Annotated in this window: 13 protein-coding genes; 10 read left to right on the forward strand and 3 right to left on the reverse strand. The window is 60.0% G+C overall.

All coding sequences use genetic code 11. The features are described from left to right. Positions 1-232: 232 nt before the first annotated feature. Positions 233-2,323 (forward strand): TonB-dependent siderophore receptor, encoded by a 2,091-nt coding sequence (locus AVKW3434_RS05595; RefSeq protein WP_284405061.1) that lies wholly within the window; start codon positions 233-235, stop codon positions 2,321-2,323. A 128-nt stretch (positions 2,324-2,451) separates the two neighbouring features. On the opposite strand, the gene groL is transcribed toward AVKW3434_RS05595, so the two are convergent. Both groL and AVKW3434_RS05605 read right to left on the reverse strand, forming a co-directional pair. Next, positions 2,452-4,104, reverse strand: a complete 1,653-nt coding sequence (gene groL, locus AVKW3434_RS05600; RefSeq protein ID WP_284405062.1) for a chaperonin GroEL — start codon at positions 4,102-4,104, stop codon at positions 2,452-2,454. Between the two features lie 52 nt (positions 4,105-4,156). Then, positions 4,157-4,447: a co-chaperone GroES gene (locus tag AVKW3434_RS05605; RefSeq protein WP_011804151.1), complete on the reverse strand. Its 291-nt coding sequence runs from the start codon at positions 4,445-4,447 to the stop codon at positions 4,157-4,159. Positions 4,448-4,647: 200 nt separating this feature from the next. Here AVKW3434_RS05605 and AVKW3434_RS05610 point away from each other — a divergent pair, with 200 nt between their 5' ends. The 6 genes from AVKW3434_RS05610 to AVKW3434_RS05635 all read left to right on the forward strand — a co-directional run bounded on the left by AVKW3434_RS05610 (position 4,648) and on the right by AVKW3434_RS05635 (position 9,654). After that, positions 4,648-5,034, forward strand: coding sequence for a hypothetical protein (locus AVKW3434_RS05610; protein WP_284405063.1), 387 nt, complete (start codon positions 4,648-4,650; stop codon positions 5,032-5,034). A gap of 110 nt (positions 5,035-5,144) precedes the next feature. Then, positions 5,145-5,792, forward strand: coding sequence for a hypothetical protein (locus AVKW3434_RS05615; RefSeq protein ID WP_284405064.1), 648 nt, complete (start codon positions 5,145-5,147; stop codon positions 5,790-5,792). Next, positions 5,789-6,916: a helix-turn-helix domain-containing protein gene (locus AVKW3434_RS05620; protein WP_284405065.1), complete on the forward strand. Its 1,128-nt coding sequence runs from the start codon at positions 5,789-5,791 to the stop codon at positions 6,914-6,916. The genes AVKW3434_RS05615 and AVKW3434_RS05620 overlap by 4 nt, the downstream gene beginning before the upstream one ends. Next, positions 6,913-7,146: a DUF2188 domain-containing protein gene (locus tag AVKW3434_RS05625; protein WP_284405066.1), complete on the forward strand. Its 234-nt coding sequence runs from the start codon at positions 6,913-6,915 to the stop codon at positions 7,144-7,146. Before AVKW3434_RS05620 ends, AVKW3434_RS05625 begins: the two co-directional genes overlap by 4 nt. A 4-nt stretch (positions 7,147-7,150) precedes the next feature. Further along, positions 7,151-8,863: an Eco57I restriction-modification methylase domain-containing protein gene (locus AVKW3434_RS05630; protein ID WP_284405067.1), complete on the forward strand. Its 1,713-nt coding sequence runs from the start codon at positions 7,151-7,153 to the stop codon at positions 8,861-8,863. Next, the gene (locus AVKW3434_RS05635; protein WP_284405068.1) at positions 8,863-9,654 is read left to right on the forward strand and encodes a PaeR7I family type II restriction endonuclease; all 792 of its coding nucleotides are present in this window, start codon (positions 8,863-8,865) and stop codon (positions 9,652-9,654) included. The genes AVKW3434_RS05630 and AVKW3434_RS05635 overlap by 1 nt, the downstream gene beginning before the upstream one ends. Before the next feature lie 141 nt (positions 9,655-9,795). On the opposite strand, the gene AVKW3434_RS05640 is transcribed toward AVKW3434_RS05635, so the two are convergent. Then, positions 9,796-11,160, reverse strand: coding sequence for a deoxyguanosinetriphosphate triphosphohydrolase (locus AVKW3434_RS05640; RefSeq protein ID WP_284405069.1), 1,365 nt, complete (start codon positions 11,158-11,160; stop codon positions 9,796-9,798). Between the two features lie 635 nt (positions 11,161-11,795). Between AVKW3434_RS05640 and AVKW3434_RS05645 the strand changes: the two genes are divergently transcribed. The 3 genes from AVKW3434_RS05645 (at position 11,796) to AVKW3434_RS05655 (ending at position 15,064) form a co-directional block, all read left to right on the forward strand. Continuing rightward, positions 11,796-12,167 carry a DUF2304 domain-containing protein gene (locus tag AVKW3434_RS05645; RefSeq protein WP_272567478.1) on the forward strand — a complete coding sequence of 124 codons (372 nt, stop codon included), beginning with the start codon at positions 11,796-11,798 and terminating at the stop codon, positions 12,165-12,167. Then, a complete protein-coding gene (locus tag AVKW3434_RS05650) occupies positions 12,164-13,648 on the forward strand; it encodes a mannose-1-phosphate guanylyltransferase/mannose-6-phosphate isomerase (protein WP_284405070.1) in 1,485 nt (494 codons plus the stop codon). The genes AVKW3434_RS05645 and AVKW3434_RS05650 overlap by 4 nt, the downstream gene beginning before the upstream one ends. A 120-nt stretch (positions 13,649-13,768) precedes the next feature. Continuing rightward, on the forward strand, positions 13,769-15,064 hold the full coding sequence (locus AVKW3434_RS05655) for a nucleotide sugar dehydrogenase (protein WP_284405071.1): 1,296 nt from the start codon (positions 13,769-13,771) through the stop codon (positions 15,062-15,064). Positions 15,065-15,073: the final 9 nt, after the last annotated feature.

A 15,073-nucleotide genomic window follows, 5' to 3' on the forward strand; every position in this document is an offset into this window, starting at 1 on the left:
GGGAGGGCTTCGCTGCCGGCGCTGGCATCGCCAGCGCATCCAGACAGTCCCCGCCGGTCTCGCGACCCGCGGGGATTTTTCTTGGGGTCCACCGAGGCAGGAGGGGCTGCCGCCGGTTTGGCCGCGTCCCTGGAATGCAGCGTCGGCATGTCGCCTGATTGCAACAAATTGCCTACAGATGGGTAATCGATTTCTAGAATAGGAATCGTTATCAATACTATTTATGTTTGCCATGAAATTCATTGATCTGCGGGGCACGGCCTGCGTGGCCGCCGCCCTGGGGCTGGTGCCTTGGGCGCATGCCCAGGGCGTGGGCGCCACGCTGTCCGAAGTGCGGGTGGATGCCAACGCCGAAAAGGAATCCGCCACCGGCCCCGTGGTGGGCTACCGCGCCCGCAACGCCACCACGGCCACCAAGACCGACACGCCGCTCAGCGAAACGCCGCAATCGGTCACCGTCATCACGCGCGACCAGATGGTCGACCAGGGCGCGACGACCTTCCAGGGGGCGCTGCTCTATGCGGCGGGCGTGCGCAGCGATGCCTACGGGCTGGACAGCCGCTCCGACAGCGTGCGCGTGCGTGGCAGCTATCCGGACATCTACCTCGATGGCCTGCGCCAGAGCTACAACTACTACACCAGCACCACGCCCGCAGAGCTGTACACGCTGGAGCGCCTGGAGGTGCTGCGCGGCCCGTCGGGCATGCTGTTCGGCACCGGCACCGTGGCGGGCGTGGTCAACATGGTGAGCAAGCGCCCGCTGCAGGAGGCGCAGCGCGAAGTGGGCGTGCAGATCGGCAGCTGGAACCGCAAGCAGCTGCAGGCCGACCTGACCGGCCCGCTGACGGCCGATGGCCAGTGGTCATACCGCCTCGTGGCGCTGGCCCGCGACGCCGACACGCAGGTGGACCACGTGCCCGACGACCGCCGCCTGATCGCACCGTCGCTGATGTGGCGGCCCAATGCAGCGACGTCGCTGCTGCTTCAGGCGCACTGGCAGCAGGACCGGTCGGGCAGCACCTCGCAGTTCCTGCCCTGGTCGGGCACCTTGCTGCCCAATCCCAACGGCCAGTTGCCCACCAGCCGGTTCATCGGCGAGCCGGGCGACTACTACGACACCGATCGGCAATCCATCGGCTACCAGTTCGAACACCGTTTCAACGATGCCTGGACGGCACGCCAGAACCTGCGCTGGGCCCGCAACGAGAACCGGGGCGGCTATCACTACGCGGATTTCTTCACCAGTCCGGGCGGCTGGGGCGCCGACCCGGTCAACCAGCGCCTGATCGGCAGGCTGTACGGGCAGAACGTGACGCGCACACGCATGGCCGCGGTCGACACCAACCTGCTGGGCCGGCTCACCACGGGCGCCGTGCAGCACCAGCTGCTGCTGGGCCTCGACTGGAATCGCCAGTCGGAGGACAAGGCGGAATCCGGCGATGCCTACGATTCGCCCATCGACGCGTTCGCACCCGTGTACAGCGGGCGGACCGACCGGCCGCTCACCGCGCAGCCCCGGAACGTGCAGCGCCAGACCGGCGTTTATGTGCAGGACCAGATGAAGTGGGACCGATGGATCTTCATCGCCGGCCTGCGCCATGACCGCGTGGCGAATGCCCTGGCCGGCTCGGCCGATGACCGCACCAGCGACACCACCAAGCGCCTGGGCGTGATGTACCAACTGGCCGGTGGCTGGACGCCGTACATCAGCTACGCGGAGTCGTTCAGCCCGGTGAGCGGCACCAACACCTCGGGGGCCCGCTTCAAGCCGCTGCAAGGCGAGCAGATCGAAGTGGGCGTGAAGTACCTGCCCGAAGGCGGCCCGACCTCGTTCACCGCCTCGGTGTACGACCTGAAGGAAAAGAACCAGAAGGTCACCGATCCGACCAATCCGATGAACACGCTGCAGGCCGGCCAGACCCGCAACAAGGGGCTGGAGCTGGAACTGAAGACCCGCGTGACCACCGCGTTCGATCTGATCGCCCACTACAACTACACCGATGTGGATCCGACCCTGGAAGGCCTGCCCCGCAACCAGGCGGCGATGTGGGGCCTGTATCGCTTTTCCATCGCGGGGATTCGCGGGTTCTCGGCCGGGGCGGGGGTGCGATACCTCTCCGCGTTCCGCGATGGTTCCGGTCCGCGCATTCCGTCCTCGCTCGTCGGAGATGCGCTGCTGGCCTATGACAGCCAGGCATGGCGCTACGCGCTCAACATCAACAACGTGGCCGACAAGCAGTACATGAGCACCTGCCTGTCGCGCGGCGATTGCTGGTGGGCGCCCCGGCGCAACGTGGTGCTGAGCGCGACCTACCGTTTCTGAGCGGCCCATCGATCCTGCGGGCCGCACCCACGGCCCCGGCAAAGAAAAACCCCGCAGGCCTTGCAGCCTGCGGGGTTTTTTGATGGAGCAGCCAGGCGGGAGTGCGTCCCGTCCGGTGCGGCCGGCAATTACATGCCCATGCCGCCCATGCCGCCCATGCCACCCATGTCGGGCATGCCGCCGCCGGCCGGTGCGTCGTCCTTGGGGGCTTCAGCGATCATGCATTCCGTCGTCAGCAGCAGGGAAGCCACCGAAGCGGCGTTCTGCAGGGCCGTGCGGGTGACCTTCGTGGGGTCCAGAATGCCCAGTTCCAGCATGTCGCCATACGTGTCGTTGGCGGCATTGAAACCGTAGTTGCCCTTGCCAGCCAGCACGGCGTTCACCACGACCGAGGCTTCGCCGCCGGCGTTGTTCACGATTTCGCGCAGGGGGGCTTCGATGGCCTTCAGCACCAGCTTGATACCGGCGTCCTGATCGGCGTTGTCGCCCTTGATCGAGTCGCCCACGGCTTGCTTGGCGCGCAGCAGAGCCACGCCGCCACCGGCCACAACGCCTTCTTCCACCGCTGCGCGCGTGGCGTGCAGGGCGTCTTCCACGCGGGCCTTCTTTTCCTTCATTTCGACTTCGGTGGCGGCGCCGACCTTGATCACGGCCACACCGCCGGCCAGCTTGGCCACGCGCTCTTGCAGCTTTTCGCGGTCGTAGTCGGACGTGGCTTCCTCGATCTGCACGCGCACTTGCTTGACGCGGGCTTCGATGTCTTCAGCGGCGCCGGCGCCGTCGATGATGATCGTGTTTTCCTTGCCCACTTCGATGCGCTTGGCCTGGCCCAGGTCGGCCAGGGTCACCTTCTCGAGCGTCAGGCCCACTTCTTCGGCAATGACCTTGCCGCCCGTCAGGATGGCGATGTCTTCCAGCATGGCCTTGCGGCGGTCGCCGAAGCCAGGGGCCTTCACTGCCACGACCTTCAGGATGCCGCGGATCGTGTTGACCACCAGCGTCGCCAGGGCTTCGCCTTCGACTTCTTCGGCAATGATCAGCAGCGGACGGCCGGCCTTGGCGACTTGCTCCAGCGTGGGCAGCAGGTCACGGATGTTGCTGATCTTCTTGTCGAACAGCAGCACGAAGGGGTTGTCCAGAATCGCGGATTGCTTTTCGGGGTTGTTGATGAAGTAGGGCGACAGGTAGCCGCGGTCGAACTGCATGCCTTCCACGACGTCCAGTTCGGACTCGAGGGACTTGCCGTCTTCCACGGTAATCACGCCTTCCTTGCCGACCTTGTCCATGGCGTCAGCGATCAGCTTGCCGATGGTTTCGTCGGAGTTGGCGGAGATCGAGCCCACCTGGGCGATTTCCTTGGAGGTCGTGGTGGCCTTGGACGCCTTCTTCAGCTCTTCCACCAGGGCCGTCACGGCCTTGTCGATACCGCGCTTGAGGTCCATGGGGTTGATGCCCGCGGCCACGTACTTGAAGCCTTCGCGCACGATGGCCTGTGCCAGCACGGTGGCGGTCGTGGTGCCGTCACCGGCGTTGTCGGACGTCTTCGAAGCCACTTCCTTCACGAGCTGGGCGCCCATGTTCTGCAGCTTGTCCTTGAGTTCGATTTCCTTGGCCACGGACACACCGTCCTTGGTCACGGTGGGGGCGCCGAACGAGCGCTCCAGCACCACGTTGCGACCCTTGGGGCCCAGGGTGACCTTGACCGCATTGGCCAGGATGTTCACGCCTTCGACCATGCGGGCGCGGGCTTCGCCGCCGAAAACTACGTCTTTTGCTGCCATTTGATTTCTCCGGATTCAGTAAACAGGATGTTCGGGAAAAGGGCCGAAAGGCTTACTTCTCGACGACTGCGAACAGGTCGTCTTCCTTCATCACCAGCAACTCGTCGCCGTTGACCTTGACGGTCTGGCCAGAGTACTTGCCGAACAGAACGCGGTCGCCGACCTTCACGTTCAGGGCGATCAGCTCGCCCTTGTCGTTCTTCTTGCCGGGACCGACGGCCAGCACTTCACCTTGATCGGGCTTTTCAGCGGCGTTGTCGGGGATCACGATGCCGGAAGCGGTCGTGGTTTCGCTTTCAATGCGCTTGACGATCACGCGATCGTGCAGGGGGCGAAGGTTCATTGCATCTCTCCTGGTTCAAAAAAGGATTGCGACATCAACAACACGCCCGCAGGGTGCGGGCGCTTTCTGACTTCAGCGGCTTGGCGCCAGCGTTGCTAGCACTCGGTCGCGTCGAGTGCTAATGATACGGGCATTCTTTCGCATTTCAAGAGGGGGACTGGCAGTGGGAGGGCGGCGCGCCCACAGGAGCCCTCACGGCCATGGGTTGGTTGCGGCTGTTCGAGAACCGGCCGCTTTCCACCCTCGACCTGGCCTTCGTGATGTTCGTGGTGGGTATTGGGTGGGTCACGTGGGACTTCATCCGGACTACGTGGTGGTTGCTTGCTGATCGAATCATTCCTGCCTCCGAAATGCTGATCAGCTGGGGTGAGCCTCCAGCTCAATTGGAGAGCTTTAAAGAAAGCGGTACCCGCTTGATTGGCCTGGTGCGGTACAGCGCCACTTGCCCGGAGTGCGCCGCCGCGATTGAACTACGGTATGGACAAGCGCATCAGCGGCGCAGACTCTTCGGATGCTGTGTCGAGGCGCCACATGAACACGTCTTCACGTTCGACCGGGTCAAGCGACAAGGTTGGAGGATTCACTAGCAATCCTAGCCCATCACAATACCAGGCGGCCCTACAAAGGTGACTTCTTGTTTTTTCCCCTTGAATAAGGTATAAAAACCGGAAGTCACTGCTTAGGCAAGGAGAAAATCATGACTCAGGTATATATGGGCGCTGGAGCTATCGATGACCGGTTGGCGCAGCTGGGTCTTGAAGAGTCAAAGCTAGCGGAGATTGTGCGCAGGGGTTACGTCGCATTCGCCTCCTGCACGCCCAACGACCCGCCACTGTATCCCGGTTTCAGTGCCTGGGCGACCATGGTCCGTGGACTCCGGGAATACCTGCTTCCTGATTGGTCCCGGTGCGATGACAACAACTACTCACTGGTCATCAACCCGAGCGGTACGGTGGCGATCGCGGTAGCGACTGGTGACGATGCGACCGGTCGTATGGAAACCAGCCCAACCACGAAATCGTCGAAGGGGCCCAGCACGATCGATGCAGTGGCCTCCAACCAGCAGCAGCTGGAACTTCCGTACATCTTCGATGCCGCACCACCTCCTGCGAAAGAGGATCTTGAAGAAAAGCGGATGACCTGGATCTTGCTGGTGCACCGTGCGCCTGGTGAAGTGCGGTGCGAAATGTCCTTGCCAACGTCCATGGGCACCGATGGTCGTGTTGACGGTTGGCGTGAGCGGATCATTCTGAAATCGATTCCCACCGACCCTGACTTCGTTGAGATCACGCCTCCACAGTCGGTGCAGCCGGACATCTCCGTCGACGTCAAGCGTCGGGCATGACTGCAAACCGCCACTTCAACCCGACCAGACTCACCCTAGCGCGCAAACGCCGCGGCATGACGATGACCAAACTGGCCTCTGCCCTTGGGGTGGAGCCACGGTCAGTCTCGGCTTACGAAAAAGGGGAGTTTGGTCCAGATACCGAGCGCCTCATGGGCATGGCTTCGGTGCTGAAGTTCCCTGAGTCGTTTTTCTTTGGCGATGACCTGGATGAGCCGACACCGGACATCGCCAGTTTCCGTGCTCTCTCCAAAATGACCGCGGGCCAGCGCGACACTGCGCTCGGCGCTGGAGCCATTGCATTGATGCTCAATGGGTGGATAGAAGCCCGATTCGAATTGCCCAGTGCGGAACTCCCAGATCTCAGCAGAGAGGCCACCCCTGAAGCGGCCGCTCGCGCGTTGCGTGACCAGTGGGCAATGGGAGAGCATCCGGTCAAGAACATGATCCATCTGATGGAGGCCAAGGGCATCAGGGTGTTTTCACTGTCCGTTGATGCGGCCGAAGTCGACGCATTCTCGATGTGGCGGCAAAGTACCCCTTTTGTGTTCCTCAACACCAAAAAATCTGCTGAGCACAGCCGATTTGACGCGGCCCACGAATTGGGGCACCTGGTGCTTCATCGGCATGGATCGCCTCAGGGCCGAGAGGCGGAGCGTGAAGCGAACACCTTTGCGTCAGCCTTCCTGATGCCCAAGGCCAGTGTTCTTGCTTACGCTCCTAGGCTGGCCACGATGGAGCATCTGATCAAGCTCAAGAAGATCTGGAGTGTCTCTCTCGCAGCGCTCATCTATAGATTGCACACGGTCGGTGCCCTGAGTGATTGGCACTACCAGTCCTTGTATATAGAGCTCTCGACAAAGGGTTATCGCAAGAAGGAGCCTGATGAGGGCGCCCGCGAGACATCACAAGTCCTTCAGAAAGTCTTCGCGACACTTCGTGACGAGAAGATCTCGCGTGGCGACATCGCTCAGGAACTCTGCGTACCAGTTGAGGAATTGGATCAGTTGGTGTTCGGTCTCGCAATGACCGGATTGGCCGGGGGAAGTAACGGTAGGACTGCAAAAGCAGGACAGGCTCCGGCACTTCGGGTGGTAGGTTCACAAAAGGAGATCTTCAAATGAGCAAGAAAGACATCCATGTCGTGCCGCACGAAAACGGCTGGGCCACAAAGAAGGAAGGCGCTAGCCGCGCCGGCGTTGTTGTCGATACGCAAAAGGAAGCGATCGGCAGAGCGAAAGGCCAGGCGACACGCGAGAAGGTGGAGGTCGTGATCCACAAGCGCGACGGTTCAATACGAGACAGCGACAGCTACGGTAACGATCCCTCAAAGATCAAAGACAAGAAGCACTGACGAAATGCCCCCTGTATTTGCACTCCGCCAAAGCGAGTTCGAAGAATTTGGTCCTATCGCTGCAGCGGTGCAGGAGCTTTCCAACGGTGGCAGCACTGATGAGCGCGGCGCCATCTACACACGTCGAGAGGTCGTGGATTTCATCCTGGACCTCTCGGGATATCGCAGCGATCAGCCGCTCCATGAGCAGCGGTTGTTGGAGCCGTCGTTCGGTGGTGGAGACTTTCTCTTGCCTGCGATAGACCGACTTCTCGCCTCTTGGAAAGCGGCGAGACTAAAGTCGACCCCACTCGAAGCGCTGAGCTCATGCATCCGCGCCGTGGAGCTACATCGAGATAGCTATGCGCAAACATGCGCGGCCGTCGTTGCCAGGCTGACAGGGGCGGGCATTGCTGCGAGTTCGGCGGTGGCGTTGGCGGACCGGTGGCTTATCCACGGCGACTTTCTGCTTTCCGAGTTGCCGGGTGAATTTGACGTTGTGATCGGCAATCCACCCTACGTCCGACAGGAGATGATTCCCAGTGTCCTTTTGGTGGAGTACCGCAGTCGCTACACCACGATGTTTGACCGCGCCGATCTGTACATTCCCTTCATTGAGCGCTCTCTGCGGCTGCTGAAGAGTGGCGGAACGCTCGGGTTTATCTGCGCCGACCGATGGATGAAGAATCGTTACGGCGGGTCCTTGAGAGCATTGGTTGCTCGCGACTTCCATCTGAAAATCCATGTGGACATGACCGGTGTCCCTGCGTTCCATTCCGACGTAATCGCCTACCCAGCGATCACTATCATCACCAGGGAAAAGCCCGCCAAAACACGCCTTGCGCATCAACCGAGAGTCGATGCGCAGGTGCTTTCCGAACTCGCGGAGGAGCTGCTTGCAGCCAGTGCTCCAGCGGAAGGAAGCTCCGTTCGCGAACTGGCCGGGGTGACATCCGGTTCAAACCCTTGGCTCCTGGAATCAGCAGACCAACTCACACTGGTGCGGCGCTTGGAGCGGGACTTCCCCGCGATTGAAGATGCAGGCTGCAAGATCGGGATAGGAGTGGCTACCGGCGCTGATCAGGTTTTCATTGGCCCCTATGAATCACTAGATGTGGAAGACAGCCGCAAGCTGCCGCTTGCTACGACAAAAGACATTTTGTCCGGAAGGGTGGAATGGCGAGGCCTTGGAGTGATCAATCCGGCGGCAGACGAGGGTGGCTTGGTAGACCTGAATAGCTACCCTCGGCTCAAGCGCTACTTCGAGGGGCATCGGGAAGCGCTCAGCCGGCGGCACTGTGCCAGAAACGGTGTGAGTTGGTATAAAACCATTGATCGCATCACGCCCGCGCTGCTCACAAAGCCCAAGCTCCTTGTCCCAGACATCAAAGGCGAGGCGCATATCGTTTACGAGGAAGGCAAGCTCTACCCGCACCACAATCTCTACTTCATCACTTCCGATGAGTGGGATCTGAGGGCGCTGCAGGCGTTGCTGCTATCCGGTATTGCGCGCCTTTTTGTGGCCACCTACTCGACCAAGATGCGAGGTGGGTTCCTTCGGTTCCAAGCGCAGTACCTCCGGCGAATTCGGATCCCGCACTGGAACGATGTGCCTGCGAAGCTGCGCAAAGAATTGATTGCCGCCGCCAAGTCGCTAGACGTGGCCGCATGCAATGGGTGTGCGTTTGAGTTGTATGGGCTTACAGAAGAAGAACGATCAACCTTGGGAGGAAACTGATGGCTGAAAAGATCGATGTGGAAGGGCGTCTGCAGGAGGCTGTGCAAAGCTACTGGAACGCCCGTGCAGCCAACAAAGACAAGCAGGTGGAATCGGGAAAGATCGACGCCGGAACGCGAGGGGAGGTCACCGGAGGCACGCAAATGGGCGCTTTGGAAGTGCTCGTCGCCGACATTCTTTGCGAAGCAGGACTTAAGCGTCTTGATGTGCGCACTCGCACAGGTCTTGAACTGCCCGGCTACTACCGAGCAACGAAGAAGTGGGATTTGATCGTCATTTCGGAGGGGCAGCTGGTCATGGCCATGGAGTTCAAGTCACAGGCTGGGGCGTCGATAGGGAACAACGTCAACAACCGTTCAGAAGAAGCCGTGGGAAGTGCACAAGACATTTGGACGGCCTACCGCGAAGGTCGGTTCGGCCAGAAAGCCCCCCCACCATTTCTCGGTTACTTGTTCCTCCTAGAGGACCGCGACAGCGTGAAGGTGCCCGTTGGAAACAAGGAACCATACTTCAAGGTGGATCCGGTGTTCCGGGGAGAGCCGGTGGAGGCGGAGGGTCTGCCAACCCGGTTCAAGGGCGTGACCTATGCACAGCGTTACGAGTGGCTTTGCCGCCGGCTGGTACTGGAGCGCGTATATAGTGCGGCGTGCTTCATGACTGCCACAAACTCACCAGCCACCGTCATCACGCAACCTGCTGACGACCTCACTTTTGCACGTTTTGCAGCGGCATTGCGTGGACACGCAACGACATTTGTGGGAAGTCAAGTCGTAAGTTCGCGGGGAAACTAATGATCTGAAAGAAGGGTTAATTTCGCATCACCAACCTTACCCACCTGGGGCGGCGAGTAAGGCTTAGGCGTAAATTAAATGTCTATTTTGGCCGCATAGGTTCGTATAACGTGTGGTACGCCCCAGGTTTGGATTGCGCTGTCAGCGAGTTTCCCCCATTCCATTGAATTGCTTGGCCAAATATGTCGCATACTGGTCTGTGCAGCCACTGATGAAATCAATCGCTCGCATCATGGCCAGATATTCCGGGCTACTATTCTTGTGCAGTTTTATATAGTCATTGGTTGGGAGGGTGTTTTCTCCTATCAGATCAATGACTCGACTTGTTTTAAAAGTATGATTTTTGGATGCTGTGTAGTCTAATACGGCTGTTCCTATGACGTTGAGCAACGTAGCCATAACGGAATAAGAGCCAATTTCTAGCTCAACCTTTCTCGGGTGAGTAAATATTTTCTCTTTAGCCAAAGTTTTGGCATCTTTAACGGCCTTTGATACTTTGGGATCGCAAAGACTTACCAGGTCAACGTCTTCGCCTGCCAAAAATCGGCTTTCATTCTCTAGAAAAGCTTTCGCGGCAGAATTAACATACGCGTCGATAACTGCACCACGAATGACTGGCGGCTTGCGCCCCGGTCGGTTTTTGTTTAACTCATTTTCAAGATAGTTTTTGTCATCGTCGCAGATAACTGAAGACAAGATGGAGTAAATTTGATCCCATTGGAGTATTCCCATCTCCAAACCGTCTTCAAGATCGAGGATTCCGTAGCAAAAGTCGTCAGCTGCCTCCATCATCGCGACAAATGGATGTCGACAGTACCAATCTTTCTCCTTCTTTATTAGGCCGACTGCCGACGCCACTTCGTCAAATAGGGATGCTTCCGATTGAAAAATGCCATATTTTGCTTTCTTGGGTCTTTTATTTTCCGTTGTCGGCAATGATGTCCACGGATACTTCATGAACGAAGCGAGAGTTGCGTATGTGAGCCTCATTCCCCCATCATAAGGGTGGTATTCGGCGGACGTCAGAATGCGAAAGCCTTGAGCATTACCCTCAAACATTTGAAGATCAGTTTTTTCTTCATCTTTCATGTTTTTAAGCAATTCTCCCCCATCATTAGTAAACCAGTTCCGGATTGCCGATTCTCCGGTATGTCCGAATGGCGGATTGCCTATATCGTGAGCGAGGCAAGTGGCGTGAACAATGTCACCTACATCTGTTGCCTCCACATTTTCCGGAAGTTTACCGGCTGATTTCAATTCCTGGCCTACCCGAATGCCGAGACTGCGGCCAACGCAAGCGACTTCCAGACTGTGCGTAAGTCTATTGTGAATGTGGTCATTCGTTGCGAGTGGATGAACTTGTGTTTTTTTTGCAAGCCGGCGAAATGCTCCGGAGAATACTATCTTGTCGTGATCCGAGTTGAACGGAGAGCGCCCATCTTCAGCTTTTGGAGCGCGGTGTCCGATTCTTTCGGCAGTTACTAATTTATCCCATTTCATCGTCATTTCAATTTGCCTCCGTTAGGTTTAAATTGAGAAATACTTAAATAATTATTGGAAAATTGGTTAATTTTCCGCAGCCGCATTGCCATGAATTGACTTTTAGGTTTGGGCCAATAACACGTCACAAAAACAAGTAGAAACAAATCTATCAGAAAATTTCGCATCGAGAAAGCAAAAAATGCCGCGGTGACTTCGGATCACCGCAAGGCATGTACGTCCCAGCGTCCCCTGAGCGTTTGTAGTTCGAGACGCATTCGAGGCCGCTTTAGCGGCGCGTTTGGCTGCCATGGCTGTCATCTTCCGGCTCCGCAAAAACAGATGTTCAGTGGCGCGAAATAGGAAAAAACATATGTGCAGTGACGCGCTCTGTCTAACTCCAATGGCGCGTTTTTTAAGAACTTCAGTGTTTTCAACGACTTAGCGAGTTGACTTCGTAGCAGTTAACAGTCGTTCCGCAACAGGAAGGACGGCGGCTGAGGGATGGATGAGGCGTGCACCTACAATACCGACCTCCTTGAGGCCGGAGGTGATTCGGCGCCCGCAGTCCGCTTGGTCCCCAAGCAGGGATGGGCGCTGTTCCCGGCGGTGCTCTCAATCAAACGCCCGATGCGGGTCAGATCCATAGATTCGGGAGTCCAATGGCGTCTTTGCAAGCAACCACCGCGCTGATGGGCATCGGCCTGGCGGTGCTGATCCTTTACCTGATCCGCAGGGATCACCTGTATCTGATGCACGGCCTGTTCTGGGTGGTGGTGGCTGGGGCCGCTGCCTTGCTGGGGGCCTGGCCGGGACTGATCGATCGTTTGGCCAAGCTGCTGGGCATCAGCTATCCCCCTGCGCTGCTGCTGCTGCTGGCCAGCATGGTGCTGCTGGTGAAGTCGTTGCACACCGACATGGTGAACACCCGCATTGAGAGGGATGTCCGCCGGTTGAACCAGCGGCTGGCCCTGTTGCAGGCCGACAATGAAAGCCTGCGCGCGCGCGTGATGGGCGATGGAACGCAGCCATGACCTTGGCGCAACCGTTGTTGCCGGTCATCCTGTGCGGCGGGTCGGGCACGCGTTTGTGGCCCCTGTCGCGGGAGGCCTATCCCAAGCAGTTTCTGGCGTTGGCCGGCGCCAGCACCATGCTTCAGGACACGGCACTGAGGCTGCAGGGGTGGGCGCCGGAAATCGGCGTCGCGCCTGATCCCATCCTCGTCTGCAACACCGAGCACCGGTTCATCGCTGCCAGCCAGTTGCTGGCCGTCGGTATTCGCAAGGCACGTGTGCTGCTGGAGCCAGAGGGCCGCAACACCGCGCCCGCCCTGACGCTGGCCGCCTTGCAGGCGTGCGCCGGGAGCGACGATCCCATCATGCTGGCCATGCCGGCCGATCACGTGGTCAAGGATTTGCCCGCGTTTCACGCTGCGGTCCGGCAGGCCCATTCCATGGCCCTGTCGGGCGGACTGGTGACATTCGGCGTCGTGCCGGACCGGCCGGAAACCGGCTACGGCTACATCCAGTGCCATGCGGCAGGCCCGGAGGGGGCGGGCATCCACCGTATCGCCAGCTTTGCCGAGAAGCCGGATGCCGCGACCGCGCAGCGCTATCTGGACTCGGGCGATTATTTCTGGAACAGCGGCCTTTTCATGGTGCGCGCCAGCCAGTGGTTGGCCGCCATCCGCGCTTGCCGCCCCGACATCCTCCAGGCTTGCGAGGCCGCGATGGAGGGGGCGCAGCGCGATCTCGATTTCATCCGGCCTGACGCGGCCGCCTTCCAGGCCTGCCCTTCGGATTCCATCGACTACGCCGTGATGGAACGGCTGCCGCTGATGCCGGAGATCGGCATCCCCACGTTCGCGGTCGCGCTGCAGGCCGGCTGGTCCGACCTGGGTGCCTGGGATGCCCTGTGGGGCGTGCTGCCGCGCGATGGCCAAGGCAACGCCACCGTGGGCGATGTCCTGCTGGAAGACAGCCAGGACACCCTGTTGATGTCCACCCACCGGCTCGTGGCCGGCGTGGGGCTCGACCACATCGTGGTCGTCGAAACACCCGATGCGGTCCTCGTGGCCGACAAGCGCCGCACCCAGGACGTCAAGCACATCGTGGCCGGGCTGAAGCAGGCAGGGCATGCGCTGGCCCACCACCACCGGAAGGTGCATCGGCCGTGGGGCTGGTACGACGCCGTCGACAGCGGCGAACGCTTTCAGGTCAAGCGCATCGTGGTGAATCCGGGTGCGCGCCTGAGCATGCAGATGCACTACCACCGCGCCGAGCATTGGGTGGTGGTGCGGGGCACCGCCGAGATCACCAATGGCGACGACACCTATCTGCTGGCGCAGAACGAATCCACTTTCATTCCGGTGGGCCGCCGCCATCGGCTGGCCAATCCGGGCAAGACGCCCCTCGAAATCATCGAGGTCCAGTCGGGCGACTACCTGGGCGAGGACGACATCGTCCGGTTCGACGACATCTACGGGCGCTCTACAGGTGCCGAAGGCGTTTCATGATGGATTGGATTGCCTTCGCGACCGGCGTGACGATTGCCGGGCCCGCGCGCGCATTTCCCGGCATGCGAGCAGTGCGGCGCCCGCACTTGACCCTCTCCACCATTCTTCCAACATAAAAACATGAATCTAGAACAAGCAAGGATTGCCGTGATCGGGCTCGGCTACGTGGGCCTGCCCCTGGCGGTGGAGTTCGGCCGCCAGCGGCCGGTCCTCGGCTTTGACATCAATGCCGCACGCATCGCCGAGTTGCAATCGGGCCAGGATGGCACCCTCGAGGTGACCCCCGAGAACCTGCAAGCCGCCAGCCACTTGCAATACAGCGCCGACCCGGAGGATCTGCGCGATTGCAAGGTCTTCATCGTGACGGTGCCCACCCCGGTGGACAAGGCCAACCGCCCCGACATGACGCCCCTGGTCAAGGCGAGTGAAACGGTGGGCAGGGTCATGCCGGACGGCGCCGTGGTGATCTACGAATCCACCGTCTACCCTGGCGCGACCGAAGAAATATGCGTGCCGGTGCTCGAGAGGCTCAGCGGCAAGACCTTCAACACAGACTTCTTCTGCGGCTACAGCCCGGAGCGCATCAATCCGGGCGACCGGGTCAACACCCTCACGAAGATCAAGAAGATCACCAGCGGCAGCACGCCGGAGGTCGCAGACGCGGTGGATGCCCTGTACGGCAGCATCATCACGGCCGGCACCCACAAGGCCAGCAGCCTGAAAGTGGCCGAAGCGGCCAAGGTCATCGAAAACACCCAGCGCGACTTGAACATCGCCCTGGTCAATGAACTGTCCGTCATCTTCGAGCGGCTGGGCATCGACACCCTCGACGTGCTGGAAGCGGCTGGCAGCAAATGGAACTTCCTGCCGTTCCGTCCCGGCCTGGTGGGCGGGCACTGCATCGGCGTCGATCCTTACTACCTGACGCACAAGGCCGAGGAAGTGGGCTACCACCCGCAGGTCATCCTGGCCGGGCGGCGCATCAACGACAACATGGCGCGCTACGTGGCGCGCAACACGATCCGCCTCATGCTGAAGAACGGCATGGACGTGCCCCGCTGCCGCATCGGCATCCTGGGTATCACGTTCAAGGAAAACTGCCCGGACATCCGCAACAGCAAGGTCGTGGACATGGTGCGCGAGTTTCTGGAGTGGGGCGCGGACGTGGTGATCGCCGATCCCTGGGCCAACGCGCGAGAGGTGGACCACGAGTACGGCCTGGCGCTGGGCCGTATCGATGCCGACCATCCGGTCGATGCCCTGGTGGTAGCGGTCGGCCATAACGAATACCGTCAGGCCACGCCCGCGGAGCTTCGCTCGTACTGCCGTGGCGCACAACCTGTGCTGGCCGACGTCAAGAGCCTCTACCACCGCGAACTGGCCGCCGAGGCCGGCTTCACCGTCTTTCGCCTGTAATTCCCTCCC

This window comes from Acidovorax sp. SUPP3434 (assembly GCF_030159015.1).
Classification (GTDB): Bacteria; Pseudomonadota; Gammaproteobacteria; order Burkholderiales; family Burkholderiaceae_C; genus Paracidovorax.